Source organism: Enterovibrio gelatinilyticus (assembly GCF_028683095.1).
Classification (GTDB): domain Bacteria; phylum Pseudomonadota; class Gammaproteobacteria; order Enterobacterales; family Vibrionaceae; genus Enterovibrio; species Enterovibrio gelatinilyticus.
In genome coordinates this window covers 48,071-70,947 of the sequence record NZ_JAJUBC010000008.1, presented here as the reverse complement: position 1 = coordinate 70,947, position 22,877 = coordinate 48,071, and the positions used below count along the sequence as shown (strand labels likewise).

The 22,877-nt window shown below is 45.7% G+C and carries 24 protein-coding genes; 7 read left to right on the top strand and 17 right to left on the bottom strand.

From position 1 onward, the window contains the following. Positions 1–245: 245 nt before the first annotated feature. From LRP50_RS08820 to LRP50_RS08805, 4 genes are all read right to left on the bottom strand, one after another. The gene (locus LRP50_RS08820; protein WP_274164090.1) at positions 246–1,820 is read right to left on the bottom strand and encodes a GMC family oxidoreductase; all 1,575 of its coding nucleotides are present in this window, start codon (positions 1,818–1,820) and stop codon (positions 246–248) included. A gap of 5 nt (positions 1,821–1,825) precedes the next feature. Then, complete coding sequence (locus LRP50_RS08815; RefSeq protein WP_274164089.1) at positions 1,826–2,359, bottom strand: hypothetical protein; 534 nt, start codon at positions 2,357–2,359, stop codon at positions 1,826–1,828. Positions 2,360–2,493: 134 nt separating this feature from the next. Further along, positions 2,494–2,889, bottom strand: coding sequence for a VOC family protein (locus LRP50_RS08810; protein WP_274164088.1), 396 nt, complete (start codon positions 2,887–2,889; stop codon positions 2,494–2,496). A 77-nt stretch (positions 2,890–2,966) separates the two neighbouring features. Beyond that, complete coding sequence (locus LRP50_RS08805) at positions 2,967–3,284, bottom strand: ribbon-helix-helix domain-containing protein (RefSeq protein ID WP_274164087.1); 318 nt, start codon at positions 3,282–3,284, stop codon at positions 2,967–2,969. Between the two features lie 386 nt (positions 3,285–3,670). On the opposite strand from LRP50_RS08805, the gene LRP50_RS08800 reads away from it, so the two are divergent. Then, positions 3,671–4,444: a phosphotransferase gene (locus tag LRP50_RS08800; protein ID WP_274164086.1), complete on the top strand. Its 774-nt coding sequence runs from the start codon at positions 3,671–3,673 to the stop codon at positions 4,442–4,444. A 98-nt stretch (positions 4,445–4,542) separates the two neighbouring features. On the opposite strand, the gene nagE is transcribed toward LRP50_RS08800, so the two are convergent. Then, complete coding sequence (gene nagE, locus LRP50_RS08795) at positions 4,543–6,000, bottom strand: N-acetylglucosamine-specific PTS transporter subunit IIBC (protein WP_274164085.1); 1,458 nt, start codon at positions 5,998–6,000, stop codon at positions 4,543–4,545. A gap of 177 nt (positions 6,001–6,177) precedes the next feature. Here nagE and LRP50_RS08790 point away from each other — a divergent pair, with 177 nt between their 5' ends. Together LRP50_RS08790 and LRP50_RS08785 are read left to right on the top strand one after the other, a co-directional pair. Continuing rightward, complete coding sequence (locus LRP50_RS08790) at positions 6,178–7,056, top strand: LysR substrate-binding domain-containing protein (protein ID WP_274164084.1); 879 nt, start codon at positions 6,178–6,180, stop codon at positions 7,054–7,056. A gap of 204 nt (positions 7,057–7,260) precedes the next feature. After that, the gene (locus LRP50_RS08785; RefSeq protein ID WP_274164083.1) at positions 7,261–7,719 is read left to right on the top strand and encodes an exoribonuclease R; all 459 of its coding nucleotides are present in this window, start codon (positions 7,261–7,263) and stop codon (positions 7,717–7,719) included. A gap of 128 nt (positions 7,720–7,847) precedes the next feature. Here the strand turns inward: LRP50_RS08785 and LRP50_RS08780 are convergent, their stop codons facing one another. The 4 genes from LRP50_RS08780 to LRP50_RS08765 all read right to left on the bottom strand — a co-directional run bounded on the left by LRP50_RS08780 (position 7,848) and on the right by LRP50_RS08765 (position 11,666). Continuing rightward, positions 7,848–8,243: a VOC family protein gene (locus tag LRP50_RS08780; RefSeq protein ID WP_274164082.1), complete on the bottom strand. Its 396-nt coding sequence runs from the start codon at positions 8,241–8,243 to the stop codon at positions 7,848–7,850. Between the two features lie 48 nt (positions 8,244–8,291). Beyond that, positions 8,292–9,101, bottom strand: a complete 810-nt coding sequence (locus LRP50_RS08775; protein ID WP_274164081.1) for a helix-turn-helix domain-containing protein — start codon at positions 9,099–9,101, stop codon at positions 8,292–8,294. A gap of 131 nt (positions 9,102–9,232) precedes the next feature. Then, positions 9,233–10,456 carry a tryptophan synthase subunit beta gene (gene trpB, locus LRP50_RS08770; protein WP_274164080.1) on the bottom strand — a complete coding sequence of 408 codons (1,224 nt, stop codon included), beginning with the start codon at positions 10,454–10,456 and terminating at the stop codon, positions 9,233–9,235. A gap of 316 nt (positions 10,457–10,772) precedes the next feature. Continuing rightward, on the bottom strand, positions 10,773–11,666 hold the full coding sequence (locus LRP50_RS08765) for a LysR family transcriptional regulator (protein ID WP_274164079.1): 894 nt from the start codon (positions 11,664–11,666) through the stop codon (positions 10,773–10,775). 131 nt (positions 11,667–11,797) lie between these two features. On the opposite strand from LRP50_RS08765, the gene LRP50_RS08760 reads away from it, so the two are divergent. Beyond that, positions 11,798–12,469, top strand: a complete 672-nt coding sequence (locus LRP50_RS08760; protein WP_274164078.1) for a type 1 glutamine amidotransferase domain-containing protein — start codon at positions 11,798–11,800, stop codon at positions 12,467–12,469. 274 nt (positions 12,470–12,743) lie between these two features. Here the strand turns inward: LRP50_RS08760 and LRP50_RS08755 are convergent, their stop codons facing one another. Then, a complete protein-coding gene (locus LRP50_RS08755; RefSeq protein WP_274164077.1) occupies positions 12,744–13,196 on the bottom strand; it encodes a bacteriohemerythrin in 453 nt (150 codons plus the stop codon). A gap of 234 nt (positions 13,197–13,430) precedes the next feature. Here LRP50_RS08755 and LRP50_RS08750 point away from each other — a divergent pair, with 234 nt between their 5' ends. Continuing rightward, positions 13,431–14,897 carry a glutathione synthase gene (locus LRP50_RS08750; RefSeq protein WP_274164076.1) on the top strand — a complete coding sequence of 489 codons (1,467 nt, stop codon included), beginning with the start codon at positions 13,431–13,433 and terminating at the stop codon, positions 14,895–14,897. Between the two features lie 35 nt (positions 14,898–14,932). On the opposite strand, the gene LRP50_RS08745 is transcribed toward LRP50_RS08750, so the two are convergent. The 7 genes from LRP50_RS08745 to LRP50_RS08715 all read right to left on the bottom strand — a co-directional run bounded on the left by LRP50_RS08745 (position 14,933) and on the right by LRP50_RS08715 (position 20,947). Further along, complete coding sequence (locus LRP50_RS08745; RefSeq protein ID WP_274164075.1) at positions 14,933–15,334, bottom strand: phosphate-starvation-inducible protein PsiE; 402 nt, start codon at positions 15,332–15,334, stop codon at positions 14,933–14,935. Between the two features lie 138 nt (positions 15,335–15,472). Next, entirely contained in the window at positions 15,473–16,393 is a 921-nt protein-coding gene (locus LRP50_RS08740) for a M14 family metallopeptidase (RefSeq protein WP_274164074.1), read from the bottom strand. A gap of 451 nt (positions 16,394–16,844) precedes the next feature. Continuing rightward, positions 16,845–17,609, bottom strand: coding sequence for an HvfC/BufC N-terminal domain-containing protein (locus LRP50_RS08735; RefSeq protein WP_274164073.1), 765 nt, complete (start codon positions 17,607–17,609; stop codon positions 16,845–16,847). Beyond that, a complete protein-coding gene (bufB, locus tag LRP50_RS08730) occupies positions 17,606–18,433 on the bottom strand; it encodes an MNIO family bufferin maturase (RefSeq protein ID WP_274164072.1) in 828 nt (275 codons plus the stop codon). Before bufB ends, LRP50_RS08735 begins: the two co-directional genes overlap by 4 nt. A 23-nt stretch (positions 18,434–18,456) precedes the next feature. Continuing rightward, positions 18,457–18,738, bottom strand: a complete 282-nt coding sequence (bufA2, locus tag LRP50_RS08725) for a BufA2 family periplasmic bufferin-type metallophore (protein ID WP_274164071.1) — start codon at positions 18,736–18,738, stop codon at positions 18,457–18,459. A gap of 716 nt (positions 18,739–19,454) precedes the next feature. Next, the gene (locus LRP50_RS08720) at positions 19,455–19,940 is read right to left on the bottom strand and encodes a GNAT family N-acetyltransferase (RefSeq protein WP_274164070.1); all 486 of its coding nucleotides are present in this window, start codon (positions 19,938–19,940) and stop codon (positions 19,455–19,457) included. Positions 19,941–20,065: 125 nt separating this feature from the next. After that, on the bottom strand, positions 20,066–20,947 hold the full coding sequence (locus LRP50_RS08715) for a LysR family transcriptional regulator (protein ID WP_274164069.1): 882 nt from the start codon (positions 20,945–20,947) through the stop codon (positions 20,066–20,068). Between the two features lie 185 nt (positions 20,948–21,132). On the opposite strand from LRP50_RS08715, the gene LRP50_RS08710 reads away from it, so the two are divergent. Both LRP50_RS08710 and LRP50_RS08705 read left to right on the top strand, forming a co-directional pair. Beyond that, positions 21,133–21,843: a cation efflux transmembrane domain-containing protein gene (locus LRP50_RS08710; RefSeq protein WP_274164068.1), complete on the top strand. Its 711-nt coding sequence runs from the start codon at positions 21,133–21,135 to the stop codon at positions 21,841–21,843. Positions 21,844–22,008: 165 nt separating this feature from the next. Next, positions 22,009–22,875, top strand: a complete 867-nt coding sequence (locus LRP50_RS08705; RefSeq protein WP_274164067.1) for an AraC family transcriptional regulator — start codon at positions 22,009–22,011, stop codon at positions 22,873–22,875. Positions 22,876–22,877 lie beyond the last annotated feature (2 nt).

The window sequence follows — 22,877 nt, the reverse complement described above, 5'->3', positions numbered from 1 at the left end:
CGTCCGCTGCTGAGTGCAGTGACCCTATTTTTTGTGCTAATCCAATTAAGACACGGTTTGTGTAGATGATGTGAGATATATCCGTTTTATGTGTCACAAGCGCTAAGTCATGCTTGGCGCTTGTTTTTTTATGCATATAAGAAACGACTCCAAAAAGGAGCCGTTCATGGGGTGGGTGTTTATTCACATCAAAGCGTTGGATGTAAAGTTTGTTGTGCTATTTGCAGGGTCACAGCTTCACAAGATCACAGAGTACGTTGATTGAGTGACTCAGCAATGAAGTCGGCCTGTCGGATTGCGAGCGCCACGATAGTGAGAGTTGGGTTTTCCGAGGCACCGGTGGTGAACTGACTGCCATCTGAAATAAACAGGTTTTTAATATCGTGTGTTTGCCCCCATTGATTCACGACACCTTCTTGCGCCTTCGAACTCATGCGGTTAGTGCCAAGATTGTGGGTGGATGGATAAGGCACCACATTGTGAACTTTCACCGCGCCAACGGCGTTGTAAACTTCTCCTCCTTTTTTGTATGCGTAATTTCGCATGGCGACATCATTGGGGTGGTCATCAAAATGTACATTAGGTACGGGTAAACCAAAGCTGTCTTTCACATCGGAATTGAGTGTGATGCGATTACTCTCCCTGGGCATATCTTCACCCACAATCCACATTCCGGCCATTTTCTCGTAGCCTTCCATGTTTTCAGCAAAGTCTTTCCCCCATGCGCCGGGTTTCAAGAATGCCGCCATAAATGGTAATCCTAGGGACAAGGTTTCCATTTCAAAGCCACCGACGAAACCTCTGGAAGGGTCATGACGCGACTCATCAGTAATGATCCCAGCCATAGTGGTGCCTCGATACATATGAACGGGGTTTTCAAACTCTGCGTAAACTGACCCAGTCACGTGACGCATGTAATTTCGTCCTACTTGGCCTGAACTGTTTGCAAGGCCTTCTGGAAACATGCTGGTGGCGGAGTTGAGTAAAATACGCGGGCTTTCTATTGAATTACCTGCCACGCACACAACTCGCGCTTTCTGATGTTGTTGTTGGCCGTTGGCGTCGACATATAGCACGCCATCCACATTGCCTTTCGCATCGTGGGTGATAATTTGAACGTGACTGCTTGGACGAAGCTCAAAATGCCCAGTTTGTTCTGCTTTTGGGATTTCTGAATACAGCGTTGACCATTTCGCACCATAACGACAGCCTTGGAAGCAAAAGCCTGTTTGTTGGCAGGCTGCACGTCCATCTCGAGGTTGCGAATTAATCGCCATTCGACCGGTGTGCACATTCTTATAACCCACCTTCTGTGCGCCAGCTTGCATTACTTTGAAGTTGTTGTTTCCCGGCAAACCCGGAATATCGTGCGTGCGGGTCACGCCCATTTTGTCTTCTGCTTTGGTGTAGTAGGGGGCTAAATCTTCAATTGTAATTGGCCAATCAAGTAAATTTGCGCCGGCGATATCACCATAGGTAGTTTTGGCTTTTAATTCGTGTGGCTGAAAACGAAGACTAGCGCCCGCCCAGTGGAGTGTTGAGCCTCCAACGGTTTTACAAATCCATGCGGGTAAACCGGGAAAATCTCTCGCAACTTCCCACGTGCCTGATGTGGTTCGTGGTTCTAACCAGGCTTCTTTACTAAACATGCCCCACTCGTTGTTTTCAAAGTCGGTGCGATAGTCGAGCCGTGTCCCCGCTTCTAAGCAAATCACATCAACCCCTTTTTGGGCGAGCTCATTACTTAATGTTCCGCCGCCAGCACCTGAGCCGATAACCACTACGACGTTACGGTTGTCGTGTGCAAATTCCTTTTTCATCTTGCTTACTCCTTTTCAGCGTCAGGCAACCAATTGATGTCATCGAATCCGCGATGAAGATAACCACCTTGTGCGAACGATGGACCTTCATAGCCAAACAACGGCCAGATTTTTGGGTTGTCGTAAAGCGATACCACCATGTTTCCTCTGACAGTTTGAAAAAAGGGTGTGCTAGAGATGGCTGTCAGAATAGCGCTTTTGTCGATTTCGGAGAGGGTACTCCATTGCCCATTTGAACGCTGGTTGATGTCGTCTAGACCGCTCGCGAGCAGGGAATGAGTATCTGGGTTTTGAGCTGCCTGTTGGTCAAGACTTTCAACACTGGCAGCGTAAAACAAATCGCCAATTTTCGGATGAGGGTAAATACTTCGACAAATACTGAGCAGTGTGTTTGCTTGCGCCTCTGAGAGCGCAGATACCGTCATTGCCCAACTGTTAGCCGGAACGGTTACTCCTGTCATTGCGATTGCAAAGGCGGATGCGGCGGTGAGTGACCCCATCTTGAGTATCTCACGCCGTGTAAAGGCTTTTGGTTCCATCTTATATTGCCTCCAGATCATTGTATTTACGTTTGTTTTTACATTTGTGGTTGTGTTAATTATGTTTCGCTAATCATGGTGCTGTACTGCACCAACGGGTGAATTTTTGTCATGCTTTGATCGCTTCTTCCTACTCACAGAAAACGGCCAAATCGCTTTAACACTTCAATTTTGTAACCGTCGGGATCGGTAATGAAAAAGAAACTTGCCATAGGCGTATTTTCATAAGACATAGTTTTGATGTCGGTCGGAGAAAGACCACTGTCTAAAAGGAATTGGTGGTGTTGTTCTAAGTCATCGACAGTGACAGCGAGGTGCCCATAGGCATTCCCATGTTCATAAGGAGCATTTTGATCATGGTTATAGGTGAGTTCCAACTCAAACACGTTGTCTTCGCCTCGGAGGTAAATTAGGGAGAAGTTTGCGAAGTCAAAACGAGCTTCGACGTGCATCCCCAGGGCGAGCTTATAGAAGGAAATGGATTTTTCAGGGTTAAATACCCTGATCATTGAATGGATAGGTTTAGCCATAGATACGCGCTCCTCACTGTTTTTTTAGCAGTGTAATGCGAGGGAGCTTTTGGCAGGTGGTATTATGCTACCGCATGTTAACCATTCGTTAATTTTTTGGTTTTGAGTTCGGTGTTGGCAATGTGCATTGTTTGCTCTGGAGCGTCTAGATAGAGCAAACAACTACAACGGAGTAGAGAGGCGAAATTACTCACATCTCCATTTATATCAAGGGCTTCATCATAGATGGTGGAAAGAAATTTTCCTGTGTTTAAACCTTGGCTATTTGCAATATGGTCGATAACCTGCCAGAACATTCGCTCTAAACGAACGCTGGTGCTATGCCCCCCAAGACGGATTGAGCGGGTCTGGCATTCGTAATTTTTTGGGTCTTGTCCGGCAAATATTGTACACATAGCATCGACTCCTTAATACGAGTTACTTCAAGCCAAGAGCAACGTTGCGATGCAATCACGTGCTATTGGCCTCCTCATAATTAAGCCTACGTTAAGTTCGTAAAGTGCATTTATCTCAACATGAAGACAAATTCTAAAAGTGCCCATGGATATTCACTAACTGTCGGATAACTAAGTAGTCATTGGTCACTATTTCTTTTCGCCCTAACGAAAGGTTGTTCAGCCTCTGGCGATATTTTGTGTCTTGATTCGTAAATGAAAAACGTAAGAAGTGACTTCGGGGTGTGAGTGCTGATAATGCTGCTAATCACTTTCTGACCACCCGACTTGAGATAATAGGGAAGAAACGGAGTCATACAGAGCGAACAAGCAAAGGAGTTATTAGGTTGGAAGAGCTATCTGGCGGTCGAGAGGGTTCGATTTACAAAAAGGAACACACTGTCGTAAGACCGCTAAACCCATGGTCTGACAATGTGCACCGTTTGTTAAATCATTATCAGAAGCAAGGCATTAGTGAATGCCCACAGTTTGTTGCTATAAAAGGCCAAACCGAAGTACTCAGCTTCGTCAACGGGGATACATACAACTACCCGCTGACGGGGCCTATCGCGAGTGAATCGGCATTGATTTCCGCGGCGAACTTATTGAGGAAACTGCATGATGCGTCGGTTTCGTTTCTCGCAGAAAATAATGATGAAGAATTAACGTGGATGCTGCCAGTAAGAGCGCCACAAGAAGTGATGTGTCATGGTGACTATTCACCCTATAACGTGGCGCTTAATGGCGACGTGGTTGTCGGTGTGTTTGATTTTGACACTGCACACCCAGCGCCGAGAGTCTGGGATTTGGCCTATGCAGTGTATTGCTGGGCTCCATTTAAAACGGACGAGATAGATGCGTTAGGTTCGCTTTATGATCAAATTGATCGTGCCAAACAATTTTGTGATGCCTATAGCGCAACAGAACAGCAGAGAACAGAACTGGTGGATGTGATGGTAGCGCGTTTAGATGCGCTCGTGACATTCATGCGTGATGAAGCTGAAAGTGGCAATGAACAGTTCGCCGCTAACCTTGAAGATGGGCACCACCTGAGTTACTTGGCTGATATTGAATATTTGAAAGCCAACAAAGCGCAGATCTCTAGACGTTTAATGGAGTGAAGCGCTGAATCGCTCGTTAGGGCGAAACTGCGCTTCTAGGGGGAAGGGTTGGGCAGAGTTTCTCTGCCCAATTTATTGTGTGTTAGTAAATAAATTCCTTACTTAGCAAGCACGCTTTTCATTTGTTCAGCGACTTTATCGACCTTGCCTAAGCCAACGACTACTTGCAGACCGGCTTTCCCCATTGGAATGACACCTGCTGCGCCGAGTTGTTTTAGCTTGGCAGCATCTGCCATTGCTGAGTCTTTCACTGTAAGTCTTAAGCGGGTAACGCAGTTATCAACTTCTACAATATTGTCGGCACCGCCAATGGCTTCAATGTAATCCAGTGTTAGGGGGCCAATGTCTTGTGTATTGGCATTTTCTTCTGATTTTTCGTTGCGTCCTGGCGTGCTCAAGTTGAATTTCACAATCGCGAATCGGAAAGCGAAGTAGTACAGAGCAAAGAAGAACAGGCCTTGAACAATTAACATATACCATTGTGTCGCCAGCGGGTTTTGGCTTGAGAGAACGAAGTCAACAAACCCAGCAGAGAACCCAAAGCCCGCCATCCATTCCATGCTTGCTGCAATGTAGAGAGATAAGCCAGTCAGTACTGCGTGAATGAAGTACAGTGCGGGCGCTAGGAACATAAAGCTAAACTCAAGCGGCTCAGTAATACCTGTGAAGAATGAAGCCATTGCTGCAGCAATCATGATAGAGAAGGTCGCGGTTTTGTTTTCAGCGTCAGCACAGTGGTACATAGCTAATGCCGCAGCAGGTAGACCAAACATCATGATAGGGAAGAAACCTGCCTGATACATGCCTGTTTTGCCAGGGATAGCCGTACCATTCGCGATAGATTGTGCACCGCCAAGGAAGTTAGGAATGTCATTAATTCCCACCACATCAAACCAAAACACAGGATAGAGCGCATGGTGCATGCCGACGGTTAATGTGAGTCGGTTAAAGAAGCCAAATAGTCCTGCACCCACGGCATCTAATGCCAGTAAGTGATTACCAAAAACAATTAATGCGTCGTAAATCACCGGCCATACGTAGAGTAATACGAACGACAAAAACATACCCGCAATAGAGGTCAAAATGGGAACTAATCTTTTACCACTGAAGAATGCGAGTGCTTTGTGAAGCTCTACTGTGTGGAATCGGTTATAAATTTCCGCAGACAAGATACCAACTAAAATACCGATAAATTGGTTACTTATTTTCCCGAAGGCAGCGGGTACTTCTTCACTTGAAACATTCAGCAATTGACTCACTGCTTCTGGTGACAATAGTGTTGTTACAACCATAAAAAAGATGAAGCCAGACAGCGCTGCGGCCCCATTTTTATCTCGGCTTAGTCCGAACGCCACGCCAACAGCAAACAGCACTGCCATATTGTCGATGATTGCAGCACCAGACTTGATCAAGAATGCAGCAATGATGTTCTCAGAACCCCAGCCAACAGGATCTAACCAGTAGCCGACCCCCATTAATATTGCCGCTGCAGGTAAAGTGGCGACTGGCACCATCAATGCTTTACCGACTTTTTGCATGTACCCAAGGATATTCATGTAGCCCCCAAAATTGTCATCTGAAAATGTGATAAGAATTGCTTGCTTCTACAGTGGGTTTGATTCGAAAAAACATGTAAAAGCAAAGATATTGGGGATATTTACGCATTAATTTCCGTTGCAAACAAACCAGTTGGTGTGCACTATGGATTAAGAATTTTAATGCATAGTGTTTTTATGAATCATCAATCTCTTCTGCGAAATTTGCACACCTTTAGCTCAGCAGCCCGAACACTGAGCTTTACAGAAACCGCAACCGAGCTTCACTTAACGCAAGGAGCGGTAAGTCATAGAATCAAAGTGCTCGAAAAAGAGCTGGGTTTTAACCTTTTTATCAGGCGCACACGCAAGCTAGCGTTGAGCGAAGAAGGCGAAAAATTTCAGGCGACATTATCAAAGTCACTCAATTCTATTTTCAGCGAAATTGACAATATTCGGACGACGGAGCTCTCAGGTGAATTGACGATCGCGACATCGCCGGGTATCGCCAACGAATGGCTCATTCCACGCCTTTCAGACTTCAAAGCCAAATACCCCAAGTTTAATCTCAACATCCTTACCAATGACGTCGAGCTAGATTTTGATGCGCACGGCATTGATGTCGCGATATATTTCGGTGAGCGCGAGAGAATTAATATGTTTAACAAGAAGATGTTTGGCGAAAAGTATGTTCCTGTTTGTACACCGGGTTACGCAAAAACGCATCGATTGTTTGAAGATGGATTAGATTCGCTGAAGCGCGTGAATTTCCTTTATGCAAAGAAATCGACGGCTTGGAAACGCTGGGCAAAGCAGCAAAAGGTGGTGCTTGATACGTTCAAACAATTTACGACCTTTACCCATCAGGATATGGCTGTATACGGCGCTAAAAAAGGCTTAGGTGTTGCAATGGGCCGATACCGTTTCGTGAAAGATGCGTTGGAATCTGGTGAGTTAGTTGCTCCTTACCCCAGCATGGAGACAAATAGATGCCATAGTATCTTGTGCCCACAAGGCACTGAAAATCGTCCGAAAGTTCGCACCTTTCTTCAATGGGTCGATAGCCAATTGGTGTAAGGGGGAGTTTGCAGATAATGTGACAGAGGAGAATGGAGTCAAAGGACGCTGAGTTTGTCGAACTGGCCGCTCACATATGCAATATGGTTATTTCCTGTCGCGCTTAGGGTTAAATCTTGCGATAAACACACATAAGTAGTGGTAAATGATATTTCAGTACTTAGAATGCGAGCATTGAAATTTATATCGAATTAGAGTGATTTTATGCTTCGTGATTACACCTTTGAATGTCTCGTCACCATGCCCCGCCATGAACTGGAAGAGTTTAGTGCCCGAATCATAAGTAGAATGGTGCCAGAAGACGTGATGAGTGAGATCTTCACTTTTGAGCAAGAAGAAATCGACAGCGAGGAACGACTGTTGTCGGCACGCCTTGATGCAATGTTGCGCATGACGGCGATAGCTCTGAATGAAACTCAGCAAGCGTTTGATGACTCAGAAAATGCGAAGCAAAACAGTGAGAGGATGACCAGACTGGTCCTTTGGCACTTTTATGCAATTTCGTTTCGTTTGGAGCAAGCTATTTCTCTCGAAACACATTGTGAGCACGTTGAAGCGATACTCAAAAATGCTCCTGTAGAGGTGTTTGGTTGGGTTAATGCACTGACTGAACTTCTTCATGGTTATGCAGAGATCAGTGATAAACAAAACCCTGAAGGCTAAGCGGTAAATATCAGCAAGGGCGAAATAGCTTCTACCTGTTCCCCCCTTTCAATGGCTAACTTTGAAAGGGGTTAGACTGAGTGCGTTCTGCAGACTCTTGCCTCGCCCTTGTACCTTTTGTCATTCTTTTATTTGGGCGATGCGACGTGTTCAACGATATCAATACGCGTGCCTGCTGGATCCTCAACCATAAAGTGTATTTGTCCCCATACTTCTTCCTTCAATTCCATCGCAATGTTTAGGTTCATGGCTTTTGCATCTGCAAACGCTTTTGCTGCATCTCTTACTTCCAATGAAATCACGTACCCGTCAGTCACCATGTTGGTGTGCAAGAAATCGGGTTGTGAGGGGTGATTTGGCATGAGAAAGCCAAGCTGGATGCCTGTTGATGGTGACACTAGATGCAAATAAAACGTTGGATCGTAGTACACGGCGTCAAAACCGAAAGTTGAGAGATAAAACGTCTTTAGCGCGTCTAATTCTGCAGTGACGATAACGGGAAACATCGACTGAAACTCAATCATTTTCATTGTCCTTATTGAATAACGTTCGACGAGTATCTGCGGTAGGGGCTAGTCGATATTGTACAAAACGGACAAATTAAACAGTTCGCTAGGTGTTGAGCCAGACATGCGCTTAAACTCTCGGATGAAGTGAGATTGATCGTAGTAATTGTCTGCCCATGAAGCGCCATTCGGATTGCGCTTGATCGCATCTAGTGTGTGTTGAAATCGCATGACTCTCGCAAATTCTCGTGGTGAAAGACCAAACTGAAGCTGAGTCAGTCTGCGAAGCTGTCGTGCTGATAACCCAAACTCAGAACATGTTCTGTCAGAAAGGACGATGTTTGATGAAATATTGTGGTGACAGTAGCGGATAAAGCGTGCGAGACGATGATCTATGTTGGGTTGTCTTGCTGCGTTCAGCAAAGAAGCCGACACATGATGGCAGCGTTCCTCAAACGAGAGGTTAAATGTAATAGATTCTCGAATTGCGTTTAATACCCTCGGCGGGATGACATCGGCTTTTCGTGTGTCAGTGGATAGCAACATTTCCCAGTTTTCAAGCGGCGTTGAAACAACAACCTTGTGTCCGAGCAATTGAAATCGGATACCGAAATAGGCTTCAGGCCCTGAAAGCTCGAATGACATTGCTGATGAGTATGGTGTCACGATGAATATGTCTTCTGCATCATGCAGGTTCGCAATCACATCAACGCAATTATCAGGCATGCTTCGATAGCAATGGCGGCCCAACGGTACATTCAACTGCCAATAACTATGCACCCAATGGCTAAGAGGCGCAGCAGGGGACAAGGTTATATAACCTTGGTCTTGCAACACACTTCCTTGAATGGGGTGGTAGTTAATATCTGTCAGCATGGCGTGATATCACAACCTCAAATATCTCATCAGGCAAAGTATAGAAGGTTTGAAGTGAAGAAGCCGTCAAGCTCATTCTCGCTAAAAACGCCCACTTGCCCGTGAGCGTTGATGTTGTTACGCAGTCAAAATCAAACCAGCGATTCAATGCCGTATTTCTTACCGTAATTCTCGACAACAAAATCGATATCTTTATCACCTCGACCAGAAAGGTTGATTAATATCGACCCTTTTTCGCCTCGTTTAGCGAGTTTAATCGCATAGGCGACGGCATGAGCTGATTCGATAGCCGGAATGATTCCTTCCAATCGAGACAACTCGAAAAATGCATCAATCGCTTCATCATCACTGACTGTACCGTAGTTTACTCGCCCACTGTCTTTTAGATAGCTGTGCTGAGGTCCTACTGAGGGATAGTCTAGTCCGCTCGCAACCGAGTGCACTTCTTGGGGTTCGCCTTTGTCGTCTTTGAGCATGTATGACTTAAAACCATGCATAATTCCTGGTTCACCCAGGGTCAATGTTGCAGCATGTTCCCCTACTAGGTTCAATGAACGACCCGCTGGTTCTGCACCGTGGATTGCAACTTCATCATCTTCAAGAAATGCAGTGAACAAGCCCATGGCATTTGAGCCCCCTCCAACACAGGCAACAAGGTTGTCGGGCAGGCCACCTGCCATCTCCTTGAATTGCACTTTTGCTTCATTGCCAATGATTGATTGAAAGTCACGAACCATCATAGGGAAAGGGTGCGGACCCACCACAGACCCGATGGCATAGATTTGCGTAATTGGGTCTTTCATATAAGCTTCAAATGCAGCATCAACCGCTTCTTTAAGTGTTTTACGGCCATGAACCGCGGGAATAACATTGGCACCAAGAATACGCATGCGTACCACATTTGGGTGCTCTTTCTGGATATCCACTTCTCCCATGTAAATATCGCATTCCAGCCCTACTAGCGCCGCAGCCGTTGCGAGAGCAACACCATGCTGGCCGGCGCCTGTTTCGGCGATGAGTTTCTTTTTACCCATTTTCTTTGCCAGAAGGGCTTCACCTAAACAGTGGTTAATTTTGTGTGCGCCAGTGTGGTTGAGATCTTCACGTTTCAGGTAGATATCAGCGCCGTATTTTGTAGAAAGGTTTTCTGCATGAAAGATAGGACTCGGCCGGCCAACATAGTGCTTATATAGGCGAGCTAGTTCAGCTCTGAAAGAAGGGTCTTTACGGCACTCATCATAAGCTGCAGCAATTTCAGCCATGATGGATTCCAACTCTGGTGGGATAAAGCTTCCACCATACTCACCGAAATATCCTTGTGAATCAGGCAGTTTTTGGTCAAAGGAATTTTGCATTGGGTACTCCTGCTCTCTGTCCTTGTTATTGCAACCTCTACTGGCATGAAACCAAAATAGGGCGCTGAGTTATCCCTACAAAATATATTGATTAAAGAAGAAGCTGTACGGTATAGCCGCAGTTTTGTGACAAAGGAAAGAGAAAGCTGTCGCAGACCACAGTAAACAATGGACTGACCAAGGTGGGCAGAAGCAAAGCGTAAAATAAAGAATTGAGCGAAAAACAGAGCGATGAAGAGATCAAAAAGGAATACTTTGTTAAGACAAGCATCAATTAATCAGCCTCTGAAAAATGTGGCTTGAAAATGAAATCCCATTACTCTTGCCACCCCGCAAAGTGTGTCAGCAAATGATCGATAGCGAGACGCGCTTTGAGCGGTAAGAACTTACGGTTTTGATACACCACCCATGAGGTGATTTTCTGTGTCCAATATGGTGTGAGGACAGGAACCAAGTCGCCATCTTTGACTGCGTTTTGAAAACTGCTTTTTGGCATGTAACCAATCCCCAGCCCGCCTTTACACGCTTCCACCAGTGCGTTGGCATTGTTGCACCGGAAACGCCCTGATACCTTCACGGGTATTTCTTTGCCTTCATGCTCAAATAACCATGTATCGTTGTTGGTGATTAAGCATGAATGCTGCGCCAACGCTTTAGGATGCTGTGGCTCGCCATGTTCCGAAAGATAATTCGGTGATGCCACTGCCATTAAGCTACGATCAGCGAGCTTTCTCGCTACCAACCCAGAATCTTGCAATCGTCCATAGCGAATCGCGAAGTCGATACCGTCTTCCACAAAATTGACATGTCGTGTGCTGAAATCTACTTCGACTGTCAGCTTTGGATGTTGCTTGGCAAATTCCACTAGTGCGGGAGCAACGAATTGCTCTGCAAACGACCCTGCCATGCTGATGCGCAGCGTACCTTGTAAATCAAACTGCGTCCCTGTCACCATCTCATTGGCTTGATCAAGCCCGCTCACTAGTTCTTGGCATTGATGATAATACTGCTGACCAGTCTCTGTCAGTTTTACCGAGCGTGTGGATCGTGCAAATAGGGCGGTGCCAAGTCGCTGTTCTAGACGAGAGACTTGGCGAGATACATGGCTGACAGAACAGTTTAAACGGCGCGCTGCTTCGCTAAATCCTTTGGTTTCAGCCACAGTCACGAATTCAACAATGCCATCAAAACTGAGAGAGTGAAGATTCATTTTATTATTGCCATATAGCAAAGACGGTTTTTCATTTTAACGGATTATCACCCATTTGGCGAAAGCATAGAATGGTGGGTATCGAACGGCTTACTTTTCTCCAAGTCGATTCGCATCAAAAGGATTAGGTTATGAAAAAGGTTCTTATCATCGTTACGAATCACGCCACGCTGGGTACAACTGATCAAGCGAACGGCACGTACGCCCCTGAGATGACTCACGCATTGGATGCATTTTTACATGCGGGTTTCAGCTACGACGTTGCCTCCATCAATGGCGGCGCTGTGCCTTTTTATGGCGAAATTGTAGAAGGTGATGAGGTAAACGCGCGCATTTTTAATGACGCTGAGTTTCAATCTCGTGTGAACAATACCATTCCCGTGAGTCAGCTTAACATCGACGAATACGATGCCATTTTCTATCCAGGTGGGTTTGGTTTGCTTTCTGATTTGGCCGAGCATGCTTTGACAGCAAGTCTAGCAGCAACGCTCTACGAAAAAGGCGGCGTGATTGGCTCAGTGTGCCACGGCCCAGCGGCTCTGCTTCCTATTACCTTGAGTAATGGACAGCCCTTAATTGCAGACAAAGCTGTAACAGGTTTTACTCGTGAAGAAGAAGTTGATTTTGGTACCATTAACGATATTCCTTTCCTATTGGAAGAGTCGCTGGCGCGTAAAGCGGCGAAATTTAGCAAAATCCAGCCTTGGGGCGTGCATGTTATTGCTGACGGACGTCTGGTAACAGGCCAAAACCCAGCAAGTGCTCACGGTGTCGGTGAGGCTATGGTCGCGCTTCTTAAATAGAACTGATCAACACGTAAAAAGTGCAACATGACACGCCGGTGACGAGCAAACCACTGCCTTGCTCGGCATCGGCGTTTCTTGTCTGTGCACCCGCCAATTAGACAGGAGTGTCATAGTAAGACGTCGCCTTTTGCTAAGACACATCTTGTCCTTATTTTGTCCCCTTGAGTTGTCAAAAAGCGTCCACTGTTTGTCATGTCATGTCATGTGTTGTTCGTTAGCTCGTTAGCTCGTTAGCTCGTTAGCTCGTTAGTCAGTTTGTTACAATGCCCCGCTATGGGTTTGCATCTTCCACTGACATGAGAGATTGCTCTTCGATATGTCGGAAGTAATCCCTGTCTTCCGTCAGAATATGCATAATCAGCCAATCGGTGAGGAACGCTTTTACTTTGTCGGGCTGGTCAACAATGCGATCGTTAATGACTTCAAACTGCGTTTCATAGACTTCAAAGATTTGATTGATCAGTTTTTGATGGTGGGCCTTATGGCGCAGAGCTTTTTCTTCGGGATAGCCGATTTCAACCAGCATGTTTTCTTCGCGGCGGAAGTGGGTTTCGGCATAGCGAATCAATTTATTGAGGGTTTCAAACACAACGGCATCATCGTCACCGCGGCGAATATTGTCATAGAACTGATTTGCGATGTGGAACAGCATTTTGTGTTCGTTATCAATTTCTTCGACGCCAGATTCGAAAATCTTTCCCCAAGCAATAAATTTCTCAGCCATATCATCTCCTTAACAATTTGACGCCAGTGTAAGACAGTTAAAATGTTGAGGAAATGATAGACATCTCGAATGTTAAATTTGTGTTCACCCCTATTCGGTAAATGAGTGATTGGTGCAGGCCTCTTCAAATGAGCCCGGGAATGACGAGATTCGCGGTAAAGAGTCATAAACATCAGGCGATGTGGACTTAAATTGAAATGCGAGCGATGTGATTGAGTGATAAAGGAAACTGACATGGCCTATAAAAATACAGAAAAAGCCAAGAATGAAGCGGTTGAGTGGGCGTTAACTCATGGTATGGCACTAAAACAGACGGATGATTCAGCAAGACACCCTGCATTTACATTAACGCCAACCGTCATCGAAAGCGCTCGATTTGAGAGGCTCAAGTCGTCTGTTCATCTGCTTGGAAAGCTAGTTCATGCGGTATCGCAAGATCATGCGTTTCTGGTTGAAGCCATTAGCCCCATTACGGCGGGCAATGTGTTCTTTAAAGCGCTTTTGCGTATGGCTGAAAATATTCATAGCCACGCAGAAAATAGTCGAGTAGAAAACAGTGGTGTGAACGGACAGACATGCTTGCCTTTGCTGATCATGCGTAGCGATTTTATGGATGACGCCACGCTTGGTCCTAAATTGATTGAGTTTAACGGTATTGCCGCAGGTATGGGGCCATTTGGTCAACGCATTCATGAACTGCATCGCTATTTGTGTACGCAATGGCCTTCGCCTTACGCTGAATGGTCAGGTAGTGAAGTGGGTGAGCCTATCCCCAATAGTGCGTTGAATGGATTGGCGGAAGGTATCGCGGCATCGACATGGAAGATCAAACATGAGTTTTCAGATGCAGGCGCACCAACGTTTCTTATGGTGGTGCAAGATCGTGAAGACAACGTTTATGATCAGCATTTGCTTGAGCACGCGCTGCAAGCCAAAGGAATTCGTACCGTGCGTCGAACATTCAGAGAGCTCTACGACGGGTTGTCGACAGGAGACAATCGACGTCTGATGTTAGAGGGCATTGGTAGTATTGATTGTGTGTACCTTCGTGCTGGTTATCAGTTTAGTGATTATGTGGCCCATGACATTGTTGATAAAGCGTGTTGTGAAGCCTTAGCGCAAACCCGTGTGATGATTGAAAAACATCGTGTGGCGGTGAATGCAACGGTCAGTCAACAGTTGGCGACAAGCAAACGTCTGCAAATGTTGCTGTCATCGGCGCCTGCTGAATCATTAACGCGTTTTGGTTTGACCGAATCGGAAGCGCAGGAAGTGAAGTATTTACTGGGCGATATGATTGCCGTGGATGAGCAAAGTGCAGAGTGGATTAAACAGCGTCCCCTTGATGAGTGGGTATTGAAAAACCAAGGCGAAGGAGGGGGTCACTGCGTATTCGGTGAAAATATACACACCAAGCTAACGGCGTTGGATCCGAATGAATATGAAGCGTGGTCCTTGATGCGTAGATTGCATCCTTTGCCACGTTCACAGGCAGCTTATGTGGTACGAAAAGGAGAGATATATGTCATTGACGATCTGATCAGTGAGATTGGATTGTTCACTGTTCATATTGATGGCGAACCAGCGCTCGATAGTGGAGGTTACGCGGGCTACCTGATCCGAAGCAAGTCATCACAAGTGACGGAAGGTGGTGTGCACAGCGGCATGGGGGCGTTAGATTCTCTGGCCTATAAAGGCTAATCAAAACAACCACCGCAATGGTGGCTGTTGATTTTTTATTCTTCGCTACCAGGGACTTTGGGGTAGGGGAATTTGATATGCCCAATGCGAATGACAAAGACGGTAATTGCCAAGACAAGCCCTGCAACTGTGATGGCAAGAATTCGCCAATCGTCCATGTTCTTCATATCTAAAATGAGATAGCGGGCGAGCGCCACAATTGCGATGTAAAGCGGCATTCTCACTGGTACTTTTCCAGACTCGAAAAAGCTGTGAACCATGGCTAATACTTCGAGGTAAATGAACATTAGCAGCAAATCACCTACTGATACCGTTCGGTTAACAATCACCAAGTAAATTTCTTCGCCAATGGCATAGATAGTGGCAAGGAAAATCAGTACCAATACACAGTTTTCCATCAAATGTATGATTTGGGATGCTTTTTTATTTTTTGGCATTGTTCCCGCCGTCCTTGGATAAACAGCCAGTGTAGCGAGTACAAGGGGTGGGTAAGCGTCTCATTGGTGAGAGTGCACACCCACAATAGGGAAAGGGTGTGCGTCTAGAAAGTGATGGCGATATGCGATGAAAGGGTGTTAGCGTGCGGCAAGTAGGTAATTCAGCGCACCGCGAACCGCTGCAACTTGTGCATCGTTACATTCTTGGTCGGTCACCTTTTCGCTGTCTGGATACACTTCTGTGGTGGTGCAGTATTCGCAATCAGTGAAACCAGTACAAAGCCCTAGTGCTTTGACGGGGTAATTGATCACGCCTTCCTGCTCCACTGGCGTTCCAATGATTTTTCCTGTCGCATCAGCCGGTGCAATGTGGGTCACTTTACGCACTTCGTCGATAACGGCAGTTTGAAAATCAACGTTTGGATTGTCGGTATCACCGACGGTGTAGAAGCCATCTGGAACGGTATCTTCTTCATAATCTTTGCCATCGCGAGCTGCGAGCGCAGGGCGGAATTCAGTGTCGTCGGTATCTGTCGTTTCATGTAAATCGATGTGCGCGAAGATCTTTACGCCCAGTCCATTAACCCACGCCATCACGTTTGCAGCTTCTTGTGATGGGCTGTTCTCAACAAACGAGCGGTTTGGATCGACAGTGTACGGGTTCCATCGGTTGATGGTTTCATAGCCCCACGGGCTGATACACGGTGCAACGATAAAGTTGAAGTGCTCTGTAAATGCCAGTGCTTCGGTATCTAGGAATTGTAATGCACCATGAACACCGCTGGTTTCGTAACCGTGTACGCCGCCAGTGATCAAAATGGTGGGTTTGTTTTTATCGAAATCACGGCTGCGAATACCAAACTGAGGGTAACGCGCTTCATCAAAAGACAAGGCACCGTATTGAGCCACGTCGAAGCGGTCTTTCAGAGCATTAATTTTGCTGATTACATCATCGTTGTAGCTGCGCTTAAGGTTGGTGGTCGTTAACCATTGCGCTTTTTCTTCCTCTCCCCAAGGTTGTCCTGGTGTACCGATTGGAAAAGGGGTGGACGTCGTCATGATGATTCCTTACTGAGAGAATGCTAAGTTGTTAGGGTATGTTGATCTTTGGTGGATAAATTTTGTTCTAGCGAAAAGCGTTTTAGGCGCGGCGAGGTGTATGCCACCTAGTATTCTAAGCAGATACACCTCAACAAATCAGAGAACGCTTTTAGTAGAACCCTTTGGGCATCGTTTGTGGGCTCTTTCTCCTGCGTTATCGTCTTCTCATGTAGGCGAGCTACACATCGAAGCCTCTGCCTTGAATACAGCCCCCACAAACTGCTGCAAAAATCATCACCAAAGGTAAACAGACCCTAGAGATTAGCACACTCTTTTCGGCTTTCAATCGAATATCAATGGCGCCAATGTGATTAGCCGAAAGGTATAGCTTGGAGATCTAGACGAGTGTTGGATGGCTGAAATAGCCGTTTATTTGAAATGGCTATTTCACCCTTTTAGGGTTTGATAGCTATATCGCAAGCACTTCATCATTGATCCAGCGAAGGAGCATTTGCCCGAATTCAACTGACATGTCTGTATCAGGGAATTGAGCGCTCAGTTTTGCGCCCAAATCGTTCAAATTCATACCTGATGACACATAACCAATAGCGGCAGACTCGATGGAGCTAATACTACGAAAGTGCGGAGAATGGCCTTTGCGCCAAACAAGTACATTGATTTGCTGTGGCAGCGGGGCGACTTCTGGGGGCGCGACATCTTGATCAATGGCATGCCAAATATCTAGCGTATTGAAGTGATGCGTTGTGACCGACAAGGTAGGAACGGTTTTTAGTGTTCCGTCTTGCGATTCTGCACTAGCGATGCCTTGTAGATCTTCGAGTGTCATAACAGGACTGTCAGCGCCGTCAAAGGCTCGTCGAAGCGTCCAATCTAATGCTGCCAACTCGGATACTTCTAAATCATCGGGAAGCTGTTGTGCTAAGAACTCGGGAAAAACGTCACCATAGAAACCAATGTTGTTGTAACAAGAGTGGTGTGATTGCACATAATCGGCCGCTAATTGATTGAACCAGTCGTCACCAAGATAGGTCACTGTGTGCCCAAAGGTGTCGCGTAACACATCAATTAGCCGAACACGGTAGGCGTTGTGGTATATCGCTAATCGGTCTTTAGATGACAGCCGTTGTGCTGATTGATTGACCCAATTAGCGTCACGACATGTCTCGTTTAAAACGATGCTTTGGAACTGGTCTTGAATTTCTTGCAGCTTCATATCACTCCCTCCGCATTCAACACGTTGTGAGCAATAGTTCGTGCAGTATCTAGTTCTGAAAGTAATTCTGCTAACGGTGGAATATTGTCATCGCGCTCTATCATGGTGGGCGTCTCACCGAATCGTTTTAGTGCTTGTTCGTAGAGTGTCCAAACGCCATCACACACAGGGTGGTCATGGGTATCAATAAGATGGTCGTCATTGTTTAAATGGCCTGCAAGGTGAAACTGTTGAACACTGTCTTTGGGAATGCCTTGAATGAAGTCTATCGCTGAAAAACCATGATTGAACGCGCTAACGTAAATATTATTAATATCAAGTAACAACTTACACCCTGTTGCTTGGCTTATCGCAGAGAGAAATTCCCATTCTGTCATTTCAGACGCGGTAAATTCGACATAGCTGGATACGTTTTCTAATACCAATGGACGCTGTAGTGCGTCTTGAGCTTGGTGAATATTTCTTACTACTACGTCTAGGGCTTCTTGGGTAAAGGGGAGCGGCATGAGATCATGAAGCTTACGTCCATGAACGCCACTCCAACATAGGTGATCAGACACCCACATAGGTTCAATGCGTTGTTCGAGTGCTTTGAGTTTTTGAAGATAGTCAGTGTCTAGTCCATTGATTGAACCTATGGAGAGAGACACGCCGTGCATGACCATAGGGTAGTCAGCACGAATACGGTCAAGCATGGTCAACGGTTTTCCACCGTTGACCATGTAGTTATCAGAGATCACTTCTAGCCAGTCGACAGGTTGAGGCGCATTCAGAAAATCATTGTAGTGCTGAGTGCGTAATCCAAGACCAAAGCTAGAAGTCATTTCTTTATCCCTTTTGTTCGTAATTAAATATCGGAGATCGTGCCGCCAGCATCGAGGCATTCTTTTGCTTTCATGCCTTTGAAGCCATGTCCGCCACACTGATTTTGGCCCTTACATGCATGCTCGGCTGTTTTACAATCTGAGTTACCTTTACAAGAGTGTATGCCATAGCAGTGCACTTTATCACCAGCACCAATCGCAGCACCGCTGCTACCTTTTGGTGATTCAGCTGCAAACGCAGATGTGCTCAAGGCAACAGCCAAAGCAACAGAAGCAAAGGTGGCGCTTTTTTCGATTTTATTCATGCTATATTCTCCAATATTTTCACGTGCAATTAGCATTGTTGCTAATAACTTAGTGCTCATCCTTGCATGCGGTGAATATATCAACCTGAAATGCAATGAATGGCTGGTTTAAATGCCTTTAAAAGCCATGTAAATAGACCTATGGGTTTCTGAGTTGATTTCATGAGATCGAAAAAAATTCGAAAATCTCCTTTAATTATTTGTTTATTATGGTGAAATATTTTTCATCTTAGGGTGAGAAAATGCTAGGGGAGGGCTGGTTTAACATGTTTCATATGGAAGGTTTGGTTTTTGATTATTTTTTTTGAAACAAACAGAATGAGTGATGGTTAATTGGTTTTGGTCTGGCTTGTTTTTATGTGGTAAATAAATGCTTTTTAGTGGGTTTTTTATTATTTTCTTATCGTGTTTAGTGTCATGGTTATTTCTGACACGGATTTTCCATCAATGCGATATAAATCAGCGATTTCCCCAACAGCGCTGAAACCATTGGATATATACCCAATCAACCTGAAGATGCTCGATTTTAGAGGCCATCAGTGCGTTCAGTTCAAGGCAAATTCTTGTAGGAATAGCCATTCTATTTCACAGGAATTTAACGATGAAGTGGACGCACTGAGGGCCTCCCTTCGGGCGAGTTTACTGACGCCATGCTCGGTGTTATCCCTTTTTGATGGAGATCACTACATCGGCAAAGGGACGCCTAGATCATAACGTCAGTAAACCTCGCTGAATCCTGCATCTCCAGATTGTTTGGGTATATACAACTTGATTGCTGGGGTATTGTTAGAAAGTACCTGCAAATCTAACCAGTCAATTCGGTTATGCGAATGACAGAATTCAACCGTTCGCTCAATGAGTTTTCGGCCTATTCCTTGTTTCCTTACCTGACTATCCACTCCCATGCCCAATAAAGCGCGATGAAGTGTGTAGTGGTCACTGTGGTGGCGTAAATCGATGTGTCCGTGAATGGTGTTATTGCTGATGTCTTTAACCAGCCAGAGCTTGCGCCATCCGCTCTCTCCAAAGGGAATACTAAAACCATCATTAAATTTGGATCTTAGTTGCTCAGTAACATGGCTGTGTTTTTTGGCGACAGGCTGAAACAGTGGGGTTTTGTCGGCAGCGTTTTCTGCAAGCTGTTTTTCCAAGTACTCAAAAAACGGCGATAAGTCTGCCAATTGCGCTTCGACGATCTCCATAAATGTCCTTGATTCCTTTCTGCGCCCATGTGGTGTCGGCTCTATTTGTGTAAGCTAACACGTTGATTGGAAATATCAAAACTCATAGGTGGTGCTGATTAACGTTGGTGTTCAATAACTTATGATTAGCTATTTTCCGCCAAATACGCTTCCAAGCGATCTGACAGCCAAACCGTGAGTGCGCCAGTATGGGCATCCATAGAGGTGATTTGACCGTAAGGTTGCAGCTGCATTGCGCTCGAATGACGCAATACCTGCAATGTACCACTTCGGAGGTATTTTCTGAGTAAGACCGACGGGACGTTTGACCAACCTGAGCCGTCCAATACCGCATCTCGCAGATGTTCATAAAACGGCAAGGCAATGTAGTGCGGCGAGATTGGATCGAGTGCTTTTAGGCCTTCGTCATCCACATAGGCGAGTGTGACCTCGGTGTAACGTTCTAGGTCGGCGCGTTGTACACGTTTGAGCTTAGATAATGGGTGGTCTTTGTGAACCACCGACATCATACGAATTTGACCTAGCTTTTTTGAACTAATGCGCCCAAATGCTCGAGTTTCGGGCAGCAAGCCAAAGGCGACATCGACCATGTTCTCATCCACCATTTCATAAAGTTCTGGTGGTGGAGCAACGTAGAGCGATACGCTCGAGTTGGGAAATAGCTGGTGGATTTCACGCATTGTTGCGCGCCAGAAAGACTCTGGAATAGCGTCATCACGTCCAATACGCAATGCCGATTCAACGCCACTTTCAAATTGACGACACTTCGCATCAATGTCATGAGCGGCTTGTAATAGTCGTTCGCAATCGTCGTGGATCATGCGCCCAACGTCTGTCAGATTAACACTGTTCCCCGAACGGGCGAGCAGTTCCACGCCCAAGCTATCTTCTAAGGCACTGATCGCAGCACTGACTGTGGTACGGCTTTTTTCAAGCTCGCGAGCTGCGCCAGCGATTGAGCCTGTTTCGACCGCAGTGAGGAACATTTCTATTTGGCTACTTCGCATTTTATGTCCATGTTTACACGTGTAATCCGCATAATGATTTTAACTCTAAATAAATAGAATAAAAACCCAGCGACCAAAAACTTGTCGCTCAGTAACTCTTTGATTCACGAAATAGGCTGTAATGTGGTTATCAAAGCGCTATTGGAAGGTGCTGCAGTCAATTTTTTTGTCACTTGTGGGGATTTATGTCGTGTGAATATGCGAAAGAACGTAACTTACTGAAATTTTCTAGTTTTGCTTGTTTTTGCTTTGCTGCGTTGGGTGTAGGGATCGGCCTTTGGGCAGGTTCCATGGCGATAGTGTTTGACGGTGCATACTCTTTGGTTAGCCTGTTTCTCTCTCTGATGGCACTAGGCGCAACGGTATATATTGGCAATGGCACAGGCAAAAATCGAAAATCAGGTAAGCGTGTATCTGCGCAAAAAGCCGAAGTTATTGAGTCATTGGTGGTGTTAATTAAAGGCCTCGCGGTGTCAGTCGTTTGTGTGGTGTCGTTTGCATCAGCATTTGAAGCCATGTTTAACGGTGGACGTGAAGTCAACGCCGGCTCTGCACTGATTTTTGGTGTGGTTAACTTGGTAGGTTGCTTTGTGTGTTACTTCTTTGTGAAGTCACGTGCAGGTAAACAAGCGTCGACAATTTTAAAAGCGGAAACTAGCCAGTGGTTAATGGATACCGTGATTAGTGCTGCTGTTTTAGTAGGTTTTATTATCGCTGCATCAATGATGGCAAGCGGTTACGCAGAATACGCGGTGTATGCAGACCCGATTATGGTGATTTTGGCTTCTGTCTACTTTGCGACGGTACCCGTGAAGATGGTGGGCGATTCAACGAAACGTCTTTGGGCTATCTATCAAGAAGACAATACCATGTCAGGGCAGCGCTTATTGGCTTGAAAGCCACGCAACTAATCAAGTTGTATTGTCGAAAAAGGCAGCTCAATGAGCTGCCTTTTTTTATCCGTTAAGTTCATCTTATATCAGCAAGATTGGTCAAGTCCTTTGGCTCTTTGTGCGTTATGGTTGCGTCAGTATCCAATGAAAACTGAGGGATTGCGGTACATGACAAATTGTAAGGCCCGGTTGGAAAAAGTGCGCGAATACATTGAACTGAATTTGGACGAACAGATTAACCTCGATACATTGAGCAAGGTCGCCCACCTTTCTAAGCATCATTTTCATCGTTTATTTTCTGCGGAATATGGCATCACTGTTGCTAGCTATGTTCGTCTTTTACGATTAAAAAAGGCAGCGTATCAGATCGCTTATCGCGACGATTTATCGATCACGACGATTGCATTGGATTGCAATTACGAAAGTAGCGAAGCGTTTTCGCGTGCGTTCCGGAAAGTGTTTGAGCAAAGCCCATCAGCGTTTCGAACTGAGCCGAATTGGGCCGCATGGCAATCGCATTTCGATGGAATTTTTAAATTGCGTAATGAAGCATTCCTTAAATACTCTGACTTCAGTGTGGAATATGCGGAACTGCCGACGCTTGATGTGGCAGTGTTTGAGCACCGTGACTCTCCAGTGAACTTGCAGTATTCGGTAGGTAAATTTATTGAATGGCGTAAAGCCAACAAAATTCCTCCCAATCGATTTCGAACGTTCAATTTGATTTATGACGACCCAGAAGAAGTGCTGGATACCTCTTTTCGGTTTGATCTCTGCTGTCAGATAGATAAGAGCACCGATATATCCGACCCGAACATCTCGCTGAAAACACTACAAGGGGGACGTTGCGCCAAGATACGCTTTGTTGGCAGTGACGATGTGATTGGTTGGGCTGTGAGATACCTTTATACGAAGTGGTTGCCGCAATCAGGGGAGAAGTTGCGTGATGTGCCGGTATTGTTTGAACGAGTGACACTGTTTCCCGATGTGACAGAACATGAAATGGTCACTGACGTGTATCTACCCATCGTCTAACA

What these genes read in the sequence shown, in the direction of transcription:
- LRP50_RS08820 (WP_274164090.1), bottom strand. Translation starts at nt 1,820, where the DNA reads ATGAAAAAGGAATTTGCACACGACAACCGTAACGTCGTAGTGGTTATC.
- LRP50_RS08815 (WP_274164089.1), bottom strand. Translation starts at nt 2,359, where the DNA reads ATGGAACCAAAAGCCTTTACACGGCGTGAGATACTCAAGATGGGGTCA.
- LRP50_RS08810 (WP_274164088.1), bottom strand. Translation starts at nt 2,889, where the DNA reads ATGGCTAAACCTATCCATTCAATGATCAGGGTATTTAACCCTGAAAAA.
- LRP50_RS08805 (WP_274164087.1), bottom strand. Translation starts at nt 3,284, where the DNA reads ATGTGTACAATATTTGCCGGACAAGACCCAAAAAATTACGAATGCCAG.
- nagE (WP_274164085.1), bottom strand. Translation starts at nt 6,000, where the DNA reads ATGAATATCCTTGGGTACATGCAAAAAGTCGGTAAAGCATTGATGGTG.
- LRP50_RS08790 (WP_274164084.1), top strand. Translation starts at nt 6,178, where the DNA reads ATGAATCATCAATCTCTTCTGCGAAATTTGCACACCTTTAGCTCAGCA.
- LRP50_RS08785 (WP_274164083.1), top strand. Translation starts at nt 7,261, where the DNA reads ATGCTTCGTGATTACACCTTTGAATGTCTCGTCACCATGCCCCGCCAT.
- LRP50_RS08780 (WP_274164082.1), bottom strand. Translation starts at nt 8,243, where the DNA reads ATGATTGAGTTTCAGTCGATGTTTCCCGTTATCGTCACTGCAGAATTA.
- LRP50_RS08775 (WP_274164081.1), bottom strand. Translation starts at nt 9,101, where the DNA reads ATGCTGACAGATATTAACTACCACCCCATTCAAGGAAGTGTGTTGCAA.
- trpB (WP_274164080.1), bottom strand. Translation starts at nt 10,456, where the DNA reads ATGCAAAATTCCTTTGACCAAAAACTGCCTGATTCACAAGGATATTTC.
- LRP50_RS08765 (WP_274164079.1), bottom strand. Translation starts at nt 11,666, where the DNA reads ATGAATCTTCACTCTCTCAGTTTTGATGGCATTGTTGAATTCGTGACT.
- LRP50_RS08760 (WP_274164078.1), top strand. Translation starts at nt 11,798, where the DNA reads ATGAAAAAGGTTCTTATCATCGTTACGAATCACGCCACGCTGGGTACA.
- LRP50_RS08755 (WP_274164077.1), bottom strand. Translation starts at nt 13,196, where the DNA reads ATGGCTGAGAAATTTATTGCTTGGGGAAAGATTTTCGAATCTGGCGTC.
- LRP50_RS08750 (WP_274164076.1), top strand. Translation starts at nt 13,431, where the DNA reads ATGGCCTATAAAAATACAGAAAAAGCCAAGAATGAAGCGGTTGAGTGG.
- LRP50_RS08745 (WP_274164075.1), bottom strand. Translation starts at nt 15,334, where the DNA reads ATGCCAAAAAATAAAAAAGCATCCCAAATCATACATTTGATGGAAAAC.
- LRP50_RS08740 (WP_274164074.1), bottom strand. Translation starts at nt 16,393, where the DNA reads ATGACGACGTCCACCCCTTTTCCAATCGGTACACCAGGACAACCTTGG.
- LRP50_RS08735 (WP_274164073.1), bottom strand. Translation starts at nt 17,609, where the DNA reads ATGAAGCTGCAAGAAATTCAAGACCAGTTCCAAAGCATCGTTTTAAAC.
- bufB (WP_274164072.1), bottom strand. Translation starts at nt 18,433, where the DNA reads ATGACTTCTAGCTTTGGTCTTGGATTACGCACTCAGCACTACAATGAT.
- bufA2 (WP_274164071.1), bottom strand. Translation starts at nt 18,738, where the DNA reads ATGAATAAAATCGAAAAAAGCGCCACCTTTGCTTCTGTTGCTTTGGCT.
- LRP50_RS08720 (WP_274164070.1), bottom strand. Translation starts at nt 19,940, where the DNA reads ATGGAGATCGTCGAAGCGCAATTGGCAGACTTATCGCCGTTTTTTGAG.
- LRP50_RS08715 (WP_274164069.1), bottom strand. Translation starts at nt 20,947, where the DNA reads ATGCGAAGTAGCCAAATAGAAATGTTCCTCACTGCGGTCGAAACAGGC.
- LRP50_RS08710 (WP_274164068.1), top strand. Translation starts at nt 21,133, where the DNA reads ATGTCGTGTGAATATGCGAAAGAACGTAACTTACTGAAATTTTCTAGT.
- LRP50_RS08705 (WP_274164067.1), top strand. Translation starts at nt 22,009, where the DNA reads ATGACAAATTGTAAGGCCCGGTTGGAAAAAGTGCGCGAATACATTGAA.